At 35.8% G+C, this 14,368-nt stretch carries 13 protein-coding genes; 9 read left to right on the top strand and 4 right to left on the bottom strand.

Annotated elements, in window-relative coordinates; all coding sequences use genetic code 11:
- Positions 1-216: 216 nt before the first annotated feature.
- The 3 genes from IGJ39_RS00310 to IGJ39_RS00300 all read right to left on the bottom strand — a co-directional run bounded on the left by IGJ39_RS00310 (position 217) and on the right by IGJ39_RS00300 (position 2,749).
- Positions 217-1,764 (bottom strand): hypothetical protein, encoded by a 1,548-nt coding sequence (locus IGJ39_RS00310; protein WP_237708547.1) that lies wholly within the window; start codon positions 1,762-1,764, stop codon positions 217-219.
- The gene (locus IGJ39_RS00305) at positions 1,761-2,213 is read right to left on the bottom strand and encodes a hypothetical protein (protein ID WP_195339595.1); all 453 of its coding nucleotides are present in this window, start codon (positions 2,211-2,213) and stop codon (positions 1,761-1,763) included. The genes IGJ39_RS00310 and IGJ39_RS00305 overlap by 4 nt, the downstream gene beginning before the upstream one ends.
- Positions 2,214-2,362: 149 nt before the next feature.
- Positions 2,363-2,749, bottom strand: coding sequence for a hypothetical protein (locus tag IGJ39_RS00300; protein WP_019722796.1), 387 nt, complete (start codon positions 2,747-2,749; stop codon positions 2,363-2,365).
- A gap of 300 nt (positions 2,750-3,049) precedes the next feature.
- On the opposite strand from IGJ39_RS00300, the gene IGJ39_RS00295 reads away from it, so the two are divergent.
- The 9 genes from IGJ39_RS00295 (at position 3,050) to IGJ39_RS00255 (ending at position 11,948) form a co-directional block, all read left to right on the top strand.
- Positions 3,050-3,805 (top strand): hypothetical protein, encoded by a 756-nt coding sequence (locus IGJ39_RS00295; RefSeq protein WP_019722795.1) that lies wholly within the window; start codon positions 3,050-3,052, stop codon positions 3,803-3,805.
- Positions 3,806-3,834: 29 nt separating this feature from the next.
- The gene (locus tag IGJ39_RS00290; protein WP_019722794.1) at positions 3,835-5,016 is read left to right on the top strand and encodes a helix-turn-helix domain-containing protein; all 1,182 of its coding nucleotides are present in this window, start codon (positions 3,835-3,837) and stop codon (positions 5,014-5,016) included.
- 805 nt (positions 5,017-5,821) lie between these two features.
- Complete coding sequence (locus tag IGJ39_RS00285; RefSeq protein ID WP_019722793.1) at positions 5,822-7,777, top strand: BglG family transcription antiterminator; 1,956 nt, start codon at positions 5,822-5,824, stop codon at positions 7,775-7,777.
- The gene (locus tag IGJ39_RS00280) at positions 7,767-8,222 is read left to right on the top strand and encodes a PTS sugar transporter subunit IIA (RefSeq protein WP_019722792.1); all 456 of its coding nucleotides are present in this window, start codon (positions 7,767-7,769) and stop codon (positions 8,220-8,222) included. Before IGJ39_RS00285 ends, IGJ39_RS00280 begins: the two co-directional genes overlap by 11 nt.
- Positions 8,223-8,234: 12 nt before the next feature.
- Positions 8,235-9,581, top strand: coding sequence for a PTS galactitol transporter subunit IIC (locus IGJ39_RS00275; protein WP_019722791.1), 1,347 nt, complete (start codon positions 8,235-8,237; stop codon positions 9,579-9,581).
- Positions 9,582-9,593: 12 nt separating this feature from the next.
- Positions 9,594-9,878 carry a PTS sugar transporter subunit IIB gene (locus IGJ39_RS00270; protein WP_019722790.1) on the top strand — a complete coding sequence of 95 codons (285 nt, stop codon included), beginning with the start codon at positions 9,594-9,596 and terminating at the stop codon, positions 9,876-9,878.
- A 12-nt stretch (positions 9,879-9,890) separates the two neighbouring features.
- A complete protein-coding gene (locus tag IGJ39_RS00265; RefSeq protein ID WP_019722789.1) occupies positions 9,891-10,724 on the top strand; it encodes a class II fructose-bisphosphate aldolase in 834 nt (277 codons plus the stop codon).
- A 12-nt stretch (positions 10,725-10,736) separates the two neighbouring features.
- Positions 10,737-11,432 carry a triose-phosphate isomerase gene (locus IGJ39_RS00260; RefSeq protein WP_019722788.1) on the top strand — a complete coding sequence of 232 codons (696 nt, stop codon included), beginning with the start codon at positions 10,737-10,739 and terminating at the stop codon, positions 11,430-11,432.
- Positions 11,433-11,948 (top strand): YjbQ family protein, encoded by a 516-nt coding sequence (locus tag IGJ39_RS00255; protein WP_019722787.1) that lies wholly within the window; start codon positions 11,433-11,435, stop codon positions 11,946-11,948. It begins immediately after the preceding gene.
- Positions 11,949-12,096: 148 nt separating this feature from the next.
- Here IGJ39_RS00255 and yicI read toward each other — a convergent pair whose 3' ends face one another.
- On the bottom strand, positions 12,097-14,358 hold the full coding sequence (gene yicI / locus IGJ39_RS00250) for an alpha-xylosidase (RefSeq protein ID WP_019722786.1): 2,262 nt from the start codon (positions 14,356-14,358) through the stop codon (positions 12,097-12,099).
- Positions 14,359-14,368: the final 10 nt, after the last annotated feature.

Raw genomic sequence — 14,368 nt, 5'->3', positions numbered from 1 at the left:
TCGGATTGCCACTTATCGCACTAATTTGCGAACGTTAGGGAAATACATGGAGAGAAACATATGAATACGAACAAAAAGAGTCCAATTTTGATGGATTTTGTTAAAATTGGACTCTTATCTATTTTTTAGAAAGGACTAATATCCCACTCTCTTGCTATTATCTGTGATAATCGTTTTATAGCAATTTTCATTTAATATAATTTTGAAATAAAAAAACTATTTTGATAAAGTTTTCTCATAAGCAGAAAAGATTCTATCTAAAGCTATGTTTTTTTCTTCATTATCTTCCAAATAAAAATCTTCAATATCTTTTCTACAACACTTGTAACCTATTTCTCCATCTAAATTATGTTTTTTTACTATAAGACTTTGCATAAGCTTGATTGAAAGTTGATTTTTCAAAAAATTTAATAACTTTTCTGCTGTAACTTTTCCTGAATATATATTTTCTTTATCTAAATATATTCTTTCTTTGATAGTATCATCAGCATGGGAAATGGTTGGAGGATTTCTTAACAAAAATGCATTTAATGAAGATTCATCAACTATTAATACATTTTCTTGTGCTCCAGCTTCGCCAAGAATAGTAGAGGTAAGCAACACACGCTGAACTTTTTTTATTGATTTTTTTTCACTTAATCCCAATTGTCTTATTGTTATAGACATATTCTCTTCGAAATAATCAGCATTCTTATTTAATTGTTTAATCGCCTCTTTTATTTTCTTATTCGTTTTAGCATGCTCCCTCACTGTATATGGCTGATTGAAAGATTTACATTCAATTAAAAACAGAATTTCATCTAAAACAAAGGCTAAATCTATCTCCCTTTCCAAACCTATTTCTTTTGTCATTTTAACATGTAAACGTTTAGCATCAATCTGACTACAAACTTTTAATAAATGCTTAGTACGTTGTTCCAGCATAAGTCCTTTAAATCCTAATGCAGTGTCTTCTCGATTTTTTCTATCCCCTTCCTCATCTTTAGAAAACATTGATAAAATTGCTGATAATGGGCGAGTTTCTTTGGCCAATGTAGGTAATAGTATTAATTTATCTTGAACTTTTATTAATGGTGCGTCAATTAAATCCTTTGATTTCTTGCTGAAAGTAAATTTCTCTATTATAAATTTTGCTTCTTTATTCGTTATATTTGGAGAAAACTGAGATAATCTTTTGATCCAATCAAACTCTGATTTTACAACACATAAATTCTGTACAGAATAAATAGCTCTATTCTTCTTTTTATTAAAATATAAAATAGACTCATGTTGTAAAAAATAAATACCATCTATCCATTTTCTGATTTCAATGTCATAAATTTTTTTATCTAAATTTTCCTGACCAATATATCTTCGACAAAGTTCTTCTGACAAAAAAGTTGATAATTCTTCATCAATAGCTCCATCAATACTTCGTTGGTCTTTTTCTAATTTATAATTTAAAATATCTAATTCAATACTAGTCATAAATCTTTTATATCTAAAATTAGAGACCAAAACAGCCCTATTAAAATCTTCATCTAAAAAATCAATACTTATTTTACCAGGTTTTCTTTCTATTTTTATATCTGAATATTTCCAATACTCAAATGCATCCATTAAATTATCCCTATCTTGATATTTAGAATATATTTTTACATTCCACAATAAATCTTTTTCAGAAAAAATTCGATTAATTCCGCATTGTTCTTCTAATAAGATATGGTGGAGTAAGTATCTTAAAATATTTCCAGAACTAAATATGTAACTATCATAAGAATTCACTTTTTTTCCAGACTGATATCCAAATCATTTTGCTCTCTTAATAAACTCAATTGACTTTCTAAAAAAATAATAAAAATAACCAAAATATGTTTGTTATTTATAATCGTTTCACTAATTTCTTTATTTATAGAATTATTAGACTCTATAAATAAATTTTGCAACTGATTAACTTGTTTTAAATGTCTTCCTATTTTTTCTTTTATTTTTTTATCTGTACATTGACTGAGAAACAAATTGTATTTATCTAGATATGGATTTGTTTGGTTCAAACATGAATACTCATTAATTTCTAAACCAAGAGCTCTAATTTTACATAAAAAAAGATTCGGATCTTCTAGCGCTCCTGTAAATAGCCTTTCAATATATTTCTTTTTCTTTAGTTTTTGTAATTCGCTCATATAATCTAAATAATCAAATTGTGGATTTTTTGTATAAAAGTTATTTGCCATACTGAGATACTCCTTAATTCGCTTTTAATAACACATAACTTTAAAATATTATTTTGTAAAATATATATTACAAAAAAATGTACTTTTCAAAAGTTCATAAGAACCTACTGAACTTCGTTTTCTAAACTAACAGAGGAGAAATGTCATAACTAGAAATATTCTTTTACTCTACTTTGATGTCTTTTTTTTATAAAATAATTACTTAGATAATAAAAACACATCCCTAAAGAGGCTGCGAACATTATCCATAGATACTCATGAAGAGGTATACTGATTTTTATACTATCCAGATATTCCAATGTCTTTTCAAATGTATATGACAGAAGAAACATCAGTAAAAACACTTTGAGCTTGCCAAGTTTTTGTTCAATACTTCGTTCACCTAATGTAGCTAGTCCTAAAATCAATCCAATAGTACTTGGGTACAATATAACAAATTCTTGTTTTGAAAATATTTTTGCAATTCCAATAGCAATTAAACTCACATATGAAGCAAGTAACACGTTTCTTAATATATTACTTAGTATGATTTTCATGTTCGCGTCAACTCCAAAATAGATGTTTTTAAATAGACTAACTATTTAACTTTCTCACAAGCGGATATATATCACTTATACCATTTTCTGTCGATGGTTTTCGATATTAGTCAAAAAATACCTTTTTGAAGTCATAATTGTACATGAGGTTGTGACAAAAGTTCTTAACTTCGAGAAATAACCTAAAAAAAGAATTGTTCGTCATATTCCCCATTCACTTTAAAAAAAATGAAAAATCAATGTTTTTACTTTTTGAATTATTGTATAATACTCATATCAATTGAAAAATGGGAGGTTTTTATGAACGTATTCGAGTTAAATGAAGGCATTTATCAAGCAATCGTTGATGGCACCTTAAAAGGATACTTAGACTATCTTGATGAACGTAAAGCAAAGAAGAAAGAAATGTTAGTTAGTGGTGCATACGCTTGGACGAAAGGGAATCACATTGATGATCAAGTAGCAAAAATCGGACAAAGTGCTGGCATTGATTTTACAGTTGAAAAAGCTGGCTATACCTGGGAATATTTACAATTCACCCTAAATGAAGAAGCCGATACTTTTATGTTGATCGTCAAGAACTCTCGGCGAATCCGACAAACATTTGATGGCGTGATAAAAAAAGAAAAAAACTACCTAACAGACTTAGCCGATCTTAATCTTCCCGCATTCACAGAAACAGGATTGACGCTTTTAGAAAAAACCGAGCAAATTGAATTAGAATTAAATTATCCTGAAGAAATAAAAGCGATCCAAGAAGGTCGCTCGTTAGCGGTTGAACATGCTTGTTCTCGTTTTTACATAGTTACATACGAAATCAATGAGGACACCAAAATAATTGACTCTATCCACTTAATGATGCCCAATAGTGAGACAATGAGTTTGGTTTCGATAAAAGATTTATCGACTTATATGACTAGTAGCCCTTATGAAATTACATATGAAGATGTAGCAATCATCAAAGAAGAAAAAACGACCGATCAAACGATCTTTTCCGGAGAACCAAATGCTTTTGGACTTTCTGTCGCTGTAGAGATAGCGGAAAAAGAAAATTAATGAAATTAAAAAGTTAGGATGTGTTAACTATGTTTTTCGGAGAGAAATTGCAAGCTGTTCGAGAGTTAAAAGGTCTCTCCAGAAAAGAGCTCGCGGATTTGGTCAATGTCAGCGAGCAAGCGATATGGCAGTATGAAAATGGATATACGGTTCCTAAATTTGAGATCGTAAATAAATTTAAACAAATTTTTTTTGTGAAACCGCAATTCTTTTATACTGAAGCTTTTATCAAAAACATAGCCACAATCGAACAGATTGCCTATAGAGCAGAAGATCGTGAAGCTAGAAAAAAAGCAAAGATGGAAACAACGTATTTAGATTTTGTTAGCCATTTTATTTTAGCATTTGAAGCGAATGTGGAAGAACCGTCAAAAACAATCTATCACTTAAGACAAGCATCTGAAAAGGATTATTATAGCGCTTCTAAAACTACTGATAAAAAAGTAATCATTCAACATCTAGCAGAAAAAGCTAGAATTGAATTAAATGTAAAGAACAATAAAGAATTATTATATAAATTAGAAATGTCTGGAATTTCGATTCTTGAAAAAAATATGGGCGCCGAAATTGATGCCTATAGTGTTTGGACGAAAGAAAACCGCCCATTGATCATCTTAGGAAATCGAAAAAAATCCTCTGTTAGAAGAAATTTTGATTTAGCACATGAACTAGGACACCTTTTAATGCATCGATTGATTGATATGGACAGTCTTTCTAAAGAGGAACATAAGGTCATTGAAAAAGAAGCAAATGACTTCGCCTCTTATTTCTTACTTCCAGAACAAGAATTTATCAACGATTTTAAGCAAATCAAGAAGAAATCGAACCCATACTCTTATGTGGAATTGAAAATGAAATACATGGTTTCAATCATTGCTTTAGAGTATCGTGCGTATAAGTTGGGTTTACTTAGTTTTGAAGAAAATAGATACTTTTATGCTTCACTCAATAAATACAATATGCGCCAAAAAGAACCTCTAGATGAAGACATTCCAATAGTCCAACCTGGTAAGATTCGAGCACTTCTTCATTTTGTTTTTGAAAATCAACTTCTTTTATTAAGTGATTTTTTGGATAAATATAATATTGAGCTTTCATTTTTAGCTAACCTGCTCAGTATTGATGAAGAGTTCTTATCAAAATTCAACGATAAAGTTCGAGTAGACTATTATCGGTCGAATATCATCCATTTTTCACCTAATCGAAAATAAGGATAGTTGAACCTTCTAGCATTTTTTTCACATTATGAAAATTACCAAAAGTAGTTTTTTCAATAATAAGCCAACAAAGCCAAAAATATTTTTTAGCTTTGTTGGCTTATTTTGATTGCTCACTTCTATTTTAAATAGGGCGTCCATACTATTTTTATGTTATTTTATGCACCGATTGCCTTAAGTATCTCTTTGATTCCAACTATTACATTGATTCTTCCCAAACATTGATACTGATAACTGTCTCTTTTGGCAACTCTCCGCTGATTTCTTTATCAATAATAAAAAAAACATTACTTCTGTACGGATAGTCACTTTCTAAATTAATAGCTATATACTCTTTATGTTTTTTCTAGCTCCGCTCGCACAGCTGTACATATGAAATCAGAACGCTCAGAGTAAAATCCACTTTAATAAATACATCGATTTGTTCAAATTCTCTTGATAAAAATTAACACTGATTTGCTCACTTTGCCTATTCTCTTATTCATTCTAAAGCCTTCGTTTTTCATGCACTTGGATTCTATTGGCATTTATTTAAGCCAAACAATAACAACTAAAAATCAGTATTGAAACAACAACTTCTCTTTTACTCACTCGTCCCCTTTAAACATTCTGCTAAGCATTAAACTTTGATTAATTCCTTTTTATCATTACCTTGTCCCACTCATAAACTGTCCGTTGAAATCGAAAAAACATTGTTATACCAAGGACTACCACATTAATGTGGTAATTAATTATCATTTACTACATAACAAAATTTCATTAAGATAGAATTAAGGAAGCGCTTCCGGAGGTGGGTTTGATGAGTTTAAGCAAAAGGGAAAAGCTGTTGCTACGTCTACTTTTAGACCAACAAAAGTATCAACCAGCAGCATTTTTCCAAAAACAGTTGTATGTCTCTCCTAAGACAGTTTACAACGACTTAACAAGTTTGGAAGAAAAAATAAAAGAAACTGGTACCGTGATCACTAAGTTACCTCGCAAGGGAATTCGCTTAGAAGGTACTGAAGCAGCGAAACAAAAAGCACGTTCTTTGTTGGTATATGAGCAACTCAGTCTTGATGAGTACTCCCCAGAATACCGTCGCTTATTTATATTCGGGAACTATTTTTTTTCAGAAAAAACCATACGTTATCATGAGTTTGCTGAATACTTTTTTGTGAGCCAGCAATCGATTAAAAATGATGTAGATGACCTCGTAAGATTTTGCCAATCGAAACAGATCACAGGAAAAGTAACGTCACATGGATTGCAATTGATCGCAGATGAGTCTGTTCAACAAAATGCTTTCAAATCATTCTTAGAACCATATATGGAAACTGAAGGAAGTCAACATACTTCTATTCCTTCGCTGTTTGATGATCGAATTATTGACCTGACAGAGCATTTTATTTGTGGGATGATCCAGCAAATTGGACGACAAATTAATAACTATTTTGTGGAATCATTGTCTTTATCCTTACAGATTTTTTTATCTAGGCTTCTTTTAGATCATCACATCGAAAAGCAAGAACAGCTAGTCTTTGATGAATTGAAACGAATGAAACTGTATATGATTGCCCGTTCATTTGCCGAAATGGTCAATGAATCCTTGTCTATTTCATTACAGGAGTCAGATATCCAATATATCTGCTCGCTCTTACTTGCGCATGGGATCGAACCTTATGTCCAAAGTACGGATAAGCCTGATTCAGTGATCACTGTTTCCACGAAACAAATCATTGATAAAATGTCGACTTTATTGAAAATCGATCTGACACAAGATGAACTGTTGTTACAAGCCTTGCTCTCACATATCGTACCCATGATCCATCGTCTAAAAACTGGTATGTTGATCAAGAACCCTTTGCTTAAAAGTATCAAAACGCAATATTCGACGATGTTCACATTGACCAAGTATGCGATTAGCGAGTTAGAGAAAGAATTCCGCTGTTCATTAACAGAAGATGAAGTCTCTTTTCTCACGATTCATTTCCAACTGGCTTTTGAAAAGCGAAAGATGACAAATCATATCCTCATCGTTTGTCGCTCTGGCCTTGCCACTTCAGAATTGATTTTCAATCGGATCAAGCAGACCATTTCGGCGAATACTGTTTTAGAAATCATTCAATCAAATAAACTCTCTCATACTTCTTTGGAAATGGTTGATCTAATCATTTCAACAATCCCTTTAGAAGAAGTAGAACCGCCTGTTATGTACGTGTCTGCTTTACCAACTACCGAGGAAATCACAAACATCTCAGCAAGAATTTCTAATTTGAATGAAAATGAAAAAAAATTCCATTCAAAAAAATATCAATCGCCCACTTTACTAAAAAAATACCTTGACCCAGCTTTTATTTATATACAAAAACCTTTTTCTACAAAAGAAGCGATCTTGTCTTTTTTAGCCGATGATTATCTTGGAAAAGATTTAGTCACCCACGGTTTTAAACGATCTTTATTTGATCGAGAAGAATTAGGTAGTACAGGATTAAAAACCGGGGTCGCGATTCCTCATGCTGATCCACATACAGTAAAAGAAACAAAATTGGCATTCGTTACACTCGCGTCTCCGATTGCTTGGGGAGATACGAAAATCCAATTGATCGTCTTACTAGCGATCGCCGAAGAGAATATGACCGAAGCAAAAGAATTGATTGCTTCCATCTATGACGTATTCAATTCTTCAGAGGAAATCCAGTGGATTGTAGCTAGTCAAACACCAGATGAACTTTATCACAGACTTTTAAGAGGAGGGAATGAGCTTGTTTTTTGATCATCAACTTGCATTATTGAATCAATCACTTGCAACAAAAGAAGAAGCACTACAAAAACTATCAGAAGAACTACGAAAGCAACAATGTGTTACGGATGATTTCTATCAAAATATTATTCGCCGTGAAAAAGTATTTCCGACAGGTTTAGCGATCAACGGAATTGGCGTCGCGATCCCGCATACAGATAGTCAATATGTCAATGAATCTCAAGTAGCGTTCATGTCATTGAAAAAACCTTTACCGTTTATTGAAATGGGGACAAATGACAAAGAAATAGAAGTCTCATTGTTGTTTATGCTTGCGTTGAAAGAACCTCATGAACAATTGGAGATGTTGCAAAAATTGATCGAGATGTTCCAGAAACCTGGCGTTTTAGAGGAACTCTTGACACTCACTACAGAAACAGAATATTTAGCGATCATAAAAAAATATGGCTTGCAATAAGGAGGAAAATTTATGTTAGACGCATTACAGTGGTTTGTTGATTTAGGTTCAATTGTCGTCCTTCCTATCCTGATTTTTATTTTCGGGATCATTTTAGGAACAAAACCAGGAAAAGCATTTACATCAGCGTTAACAGTGGGTGTTGGGTTTGTCGGATTGAATTTAGTGATCGACTTACTAGGAAATAGTTTAGGTCCGGCGGCACAGCACATGGTTGAACGCTTAGGATTGAACTTGACCACGATCGATGTCGGTTGGCCAGCGGCAGCAGCGATTTCTTATGGAACGATTTTAGGAAGTTTAGCCATTCCAATTGGTGTCGTGTTGAATGTTGTACTTATTCTACTTGGTTTAACGAAAGTATTGAATGTCGATATTTGGAACATCTGGCATGCCGCATTTATTTCATCACTTATTTTTGCTTTGACTGGTGACTTCGCTATGGGAATTGCTGCTACTGTGATCTACTTGATGATGATTCTTTTGATGGGCGATATTCTAGGACCAATCATCAACAAATTTTATGGATTTCCAAACATTACTTTCCCACACGGAACAGCCGCTCCAGGATTTGTCTTTGCACTACCAATGAACTGGATTTTTGATCGCATCCCAGGATTGAAAGATTGGAAAGCTGACCCTGAAACGATTCAAAAGAAATTCGGTGTTTTTGGTGATTCAACTGTAATGGGCTTCTTGATTGGTTTGGTGATGGGGATTTTAGCTGGTTATGATGTTGCGGGTACTGGCCAATTGGCGGTTCAAACAGGTGCCGTTATGGTGATCATGCCTAAAATGGTTGCTTTACTAATGGAAGGGCTTACGCCGATATCAGAAGCTGCCAATGAATTTGTCAAAAAACGTTTCCCTGGAAGAGAACTTTATATCGGAATGGATGCTGCGTTATCTGTAGGTCATCCAGCTGTTCTTTCTTCTTCCTTATTACTCGTGCCGATTACGATCCTATTAGCCGTTATCCTACCCGGCAATACAACTTTGCCCTTTGGTGACTTAGCAACGATTCCATTCTTGATCTGTTTGATGGCTGCGGTCTTTGCAGGAAACATCATTCGAACAGTGATTGCTGGAACAATTTACATGGTAAGTATTCTTTACATTACTTCTTGGGTTGCCCCACTAGTCACAACAGCTGCTCGTTCGGCAAACTTTGATTTGCAAGGAAATTCAACGATTACTGCGATGGCAGAAGGTGGCCTTTGGACGACTTGGATGTATGTTGGTCTAACAAAAGTGTTAAGTTGGGGTGGCTTAGCGATCATCGGAGCCGTTGTTCTTTTCGGATTGATTTACGTCAATAAAATTTTACCAAAAAAACAAGCAGCTAAAACAGCTGAATAGGAGGAAAATAGAATGAAAAAATTATTGATCATGTGTGGTACAGGTGTCGCAACTTCGACCGTTGTAACGAACAAAGTAAAAGAATGGTTAAAAGAAAAAGGTCTGACAGAGCAAGTGAAATTGTATCAATCAAAAGTAGCCGACGAAATGAATAAAATCGATGAATACGATATCGTTGTCAGTACGACAGTCGTACCAGATTCAATCAAAGATCGTGTGATCATGGGACTGCCTTTGTTGACAGGTATCGGTACCGAAGCAATGTATGCTGAAATCGAGAAGAAAATCAACGAATAAAGGAGAATCCACATGCTGGTTACCACAAAAGAATTATTTGAAAAGGCAGATAAAAACAATTACGCGATCCCTGCTGCCAATTTCTTCGATTTAGATAGCGCAAGAACGTACGTAAAAACAGCTGAACGATTAAAGAAACCATTGATCTTAGCGTTTGCCCAGTCACATATGGAGATGATGTCGTTAGAAGAAGCCGCTTTGATTGGTAAATTCTTAGCAGAACAAAGTACTTCTCCTGTCGCTTTGCATCTTGATCATGGTCAAGACGAAGAAATCATCAAACAAGCCATCGATTTAGGATTTACTTCTGTCATGATCGATGCGTCAGAAGATTCATTTGAAGAGAATGTTCGCCGTTCAAAAGCGATTGCTGATTATGCACATCCGTTTGGTGTCGTTGTGGAGGCTGAAATCGGTCACGTCGGTGCTGGAGATAGCTTGGAATCAGAGGAAAGTGACTCCATCTATACAGAATTTAGTGAAGCTGTGAAATTTGCAGAAGCAACTGGCGTAGACTCATTGGCAGTATCTATCGGTACCGCCCATGGTCACTATACAGGTACACCTAAAATCAATTTCGATGTTCTACAACAGCTGTACGAGGCATTAGCTATTCCTTTAGTGTTACACGGTGGTTCTTCTTCTGGGGATGAAAATCTTGAGAAATGTGCGTTGAACGGGATTCGTAAAATCAATATCTTTACCGATTTTATCACGGCAGCAACGGATAAGATCCGTGAAGAGCAACCAGAAAATTTCTTTGACTTGATCCATGATGCAAACGAAGCAATCGCTAAAACTCTGGAACATTATTTTAATGTCTTCCACACAGCTTCTCATGAATAAAGGAGTGTAATCATGCAAAAAAGAACCTTACGTGCCCCATTCTTTGTTGTTAATCCAAAAGCTTATTTATATGGCGACCAAGCACTTGCCTTAGCCAAGGTAGCAGATGAACTATCTGGTACACACGATATTGACATTTTATTCACTGTCCAGCATGTCGATGCTGCACGAATCAAAAACGAAACTGATCATTTATTCATTACTGTTCAACATTTAGACGGGCTTCAAGTAGGACGTGGCATGGGCTATATTCTTCCTGAAGCACTTGCTGAAGTAGGCGTTACCGCTACATTTTTAAATCATGCGGAACACCCAATGACTGTGAACGAACTGACAAAAGCAGTGAAACGTGCGGATGAGCTAGGTATCCTTACAATCGTTTGTGCAGATTCCATTGCAGAAGCACAAGCAGTAGCATCACTCGATCCTGACGTGATGGTGTGCGAACCAACTGAGTTGATTGGTACTGGGCAATCAAGTGATATCTCTTATATGAAGGCAACCAATGAGGCTGTTCGTGCGATGAATCCAACTATCCAAATCTTACAAGCTGCGGGAATCTCTACTGTGGAAGATGTCGAAAAGGCGTTATTATCTGGCGCAGATGGCACTGGGGGGACGAGCGGCATCGTAGCGGCTGACGATCCTGCTCAAACATTGACGAATATGATCCAGAAAGTAGCTGAACTGAAAAAGGAGCTTAAATAGATGAAATTTGCAAAAGATCAATTAACTTTGACTTCAAACGGTAATCGTGTGTCTTATCATAATATTACTGAACAAGTAAAAGCAATTGTTGAGAAAAGTCAGATCACGAACGGTATTTGTCTCGTTCAATCTCCTCATACGACTTGCTCAGTGATTTTTGAAGAGTACATGCACGATACCGATTTTAATGGCGATGAATTTCTACAAGTAGACCTAAATCGTATTTTAGATAAAATCATTCCGAGAGAACTATCTGAGAACACAAATTATCGTTATCCCGGACCGAAACATTTAGAATTTCTGATGGGTCTGGATGATCCTAACTATCCAACCGATCCTGCAACGATTTTAAATGGCGATGCTCACATCCGCTCTTCCTTTTTTGGTGCAAGCGAAAGTTTTATTTTGAGTGAAGGAAAATTAGAGATTGGCTCTGTTGGCTATATTTACTTCGTCGACTTTGACCAAAACCGTGTACGAAACCGAACCTGTCACGTCATGGTGATGGGAGAGTAATTTCTCTCTTTCGATTTCCCATTCATTCGGAACCACCATTGATAGCTAGACAAAACAGACGAAACAGCACGCACACGCTACCTACTCCCATTGGTTGATGTGAAAGTGTCGTTTCGTCTTTTTGGTTGTCTCAAATCAAACGACTCTTCTAGTGTTCAACCAGGATGGAACAGCCTAGTGGATGTTCCGTCCATCCTTGTACTTTCCGATTTCTAAGCACGACTTGAACATGTGATAACCCTTCTATCTTGACCTGATAGCTATCATCTTCAGGGGTAACAGTGATCGTACCAACTGGAAGCCCCTGTTGATCTACCACTTGTTGCGTCACTGTTTCAGTCAGCTCAAAGACATGCACGGTTAAGTCTTTCGTATAATCGTATGCAGCAGTCGTATCCACGGAACCTTCAATAATCAATGAATTAGGACGGACCATGAGTGGTAAGTGGAAGTAATCATAGGTCTGTGTGTACCATTGTTGTCCTTCATATACATGATTATCTAAATAATTCGTCCAACGTCCCTCTGGTAAATAAAAAGTAACCTTTCCTTGCTCATTGAAAATCGGTGCAATCAACAACCGTTCACCGAACATATACTGTTTATCGATCGTATGCGTCGTATAGTCTTCTGGAAATTCCAGCATCACCGGGCGCATCATCGGGATACCTGTTTGCGCTGTTTCTACTGCTTGCTCATAGATATAAGGCATCAAGCGATTTTTTAATTTTGAAAATCGTTGGCTGACTAACACAGCTTCTTCCCCAAAGTTCCACGGTACTCGATATTCAATATTACCATGGTAGCGACTATGAGTAGATAGTAAGCCGAATTGTGTCCAACGTTTATAAATATCCGCTGTCGCATTCTCTTCAAATCCACCAATGTCATGGCTCCAGAAGCCAAAGCCGGATAACACAAATGAGAGTCCACCCCTTAATGATTCTGCCATGGACGGGTATTCCGATAAGTTGTCCCCACCCCAATGAACTGGGAATTTTTGTGAACCAACCGAAGCAGAACGAGCAAATACGACCGCTTCATCTGGGCGTAATTCTGCTAATAATTCAAAGACGACTTCGTTATAAAGATACGCATAATAATTGTGCATTTTTTGCGGATCAGAACCATCGTGATAATTCACATCCGTAGGTATACGTTCACCAAAATCCGTCTTGAAGGAATCGACACCGATTTCTATGAGTTCCTTCAGCCTTTCTTTGTACCAATGACGCGCTTCTGGATTTGTAAAGTCAATGATTCCTTGACCCGCTTGCCAAAGATCCCATTGCCAAACTTCGCCATGTTTATCTTTGATGAAATAGCCCTTCTCTTTACACTCTTGAAAGGCCGCCGCTTTTTGTCCGATATACGGGTTGATCCATACGCAGACCTTCAAGCCCTTCTGATGGATTTTTTCAATCAGTTGTTGCGGATCTGGAAACAGCTCGCGATTCCATTCAAAACCGCACCACTCGAATTCTTTCATCCAAAAACAATCAAAATGAAAGACATCAAACGGAATCTCTCGTGTCTGCATTTCTTCAATAAATCCCATGACTGTTTCTTCACGATAGTCCGTCGTAAAGGAAGTTGATAACCACAAACCAAATGACCATGCAGGTGGCAATGCGGGTTTACCCGTTAAATCAGTGTATTTTCTTAAGATCGTTTTCATATCGGGTCCATAGATGATATAGTATTCCAATCGTTCACCTACTACACTAAATTGTGTGCGTGAAACATTCTCCGAACCAACTTCAAATGAGACATTTTCAGGATGATTGATAAAGACACCATACCCTTGGTTCGTTAAATAAAATGGGATATTTTTATACGCTTGTTCACTACCAGTACCGCCATCTTGATTCCAACAATCAATGATTTGCCCATTTTTGATGAATGGCGTGAATCGTTCACCTAAGCCATAGACATATTCATACGGATCTAACGACAACTGTTCCCGCATGTAATGGATACCGTCACTACTTTGAATCGTGGCTTGTGCTTTTGGCATAGAAGACGTCAAAAGCTTCCCTTCCGCGAGAAAATCAATTTGGAATGTGGCGTTTTTCGGCACTCGTGCGACTAATTGTCCTGATTGAAACGTATAAAATTCTTCATTTTCTATATCGATCATGACAGAAGATGACTGTCTGTTTAGTTGAAAATGAGGGCCGATTTGTGTTTTGTCATGATGCACCAGTTGTACTTTGATAATATCTTCTCTTGGTGATTCAAAAGACAAGGTCGTCATCCCTAGATTCAAGGTATCTCCTCTTGTCTGGATCGGTTTATAAGGCAAGAAAAGAGTTAAGTTATCCTCCTTCACTTGAGCTTCATAGACATGATTCGGGTGTTCAAGATGAAATCCTTCTTTTGCCAACCAATAGCCGTTTGTAAACTTCATTTATTTTCCT

The sequence above is a fragment of the Enterococcus sp. AZ140 genome (assembly GCF_051714405.1).
Taxonomy (GTDB): Bacteria; Bacillota; Bacilli; order Lactobacillales; family Enterococcaceae; genus Enterococcus_B; species Enterococcus_B pernyi.
Note: the sequence above shows the minus strand (reverse complement) of the source record. Positions and strands in the feature narration are given on the sequence as shown.

Excerpts from the sequence above, each read along its gene's own strand:
- IGJ39_RS00265 (WP_019722789.1), top strand. The coding sequence starts at position 9,891 with ATGCTGGTTACCACAAAAGAATTATTTGAAAAGGCAGATAAAAACAAT.
- yicI (WP_019722786.1), bottom strand. The coding sequence starts at position 14,358 with ATGAAGTTTACAAACGGCTATTGGTTGGCAAAAGAAGGATTTCATCTT.
- IGJ39_RS00300 (WP_019722796.1), bottom strand. The coding sequence starts at position 2,749 with ATGAAAATCATACTAAGTAATATATTAAGAAACGTGTTACTTGCTTCA.
- IGJ39_RS00295 (WP_019722795.1), top strand. The coding sequence starts at position 3,050 with ATGAACGTATTCGAGTTAAATGAAGGCATTTATCAAGCAATCGTTGAT.
- IGJ39_RS00255 (WP_019722787.1), top strand. The coding sequence starts at position 11,433 with ATGAAATTTGCAAAAGATCAATTAACTTTGACTTCAAACGGTAATCGT.
- IGJ39_RS00275 (WP_019722791.1), top strand. The coding sequence starts at position 8,235 with ATGTTAGACGCATTACAGTGGTTTGTTGATTTAGGTTCAATTGTCGTC.
- IGJ39_RS00305 (WP_195339595.1), bottom strand. The coding sequence starts at position 2,213 with ATGGCAAATAACTTTTATACAAAAAATCCACAATTTGATTATTTAGAT.
- IGJ39_RS00270 (WP_019722790.1), top strand. The coding sequence starts at position 9,594 with ATGAAAAAATTATTGATCATGTGTGGTACAGGTGTCGCAACTTCGACC.
- IGJ39_RS00285 (WP_019722793.1), top strand. The coding sequence starts at position 5,822 with ATGAGTTTAAGCAAAAGGGAAAAGCTGTTGCTACGTCTACTTTTAGAC.
- IGJ39_RS00260 (WP_019722788.1), top strand. The coding sequence starts at position 10,737 with ATGCAAAAAAGAACCTTACGTGCCCCATTCTTTGTTGTTAATCCAAAA.
- IGJ39_RS00290 (WP_019722794.1), top strand. The coding sequence starts at position 3,835 with ATGTTTTTCGGAGAGAAATTGCAAGCTGTTCGAGAGTTAAAAGGTCTC.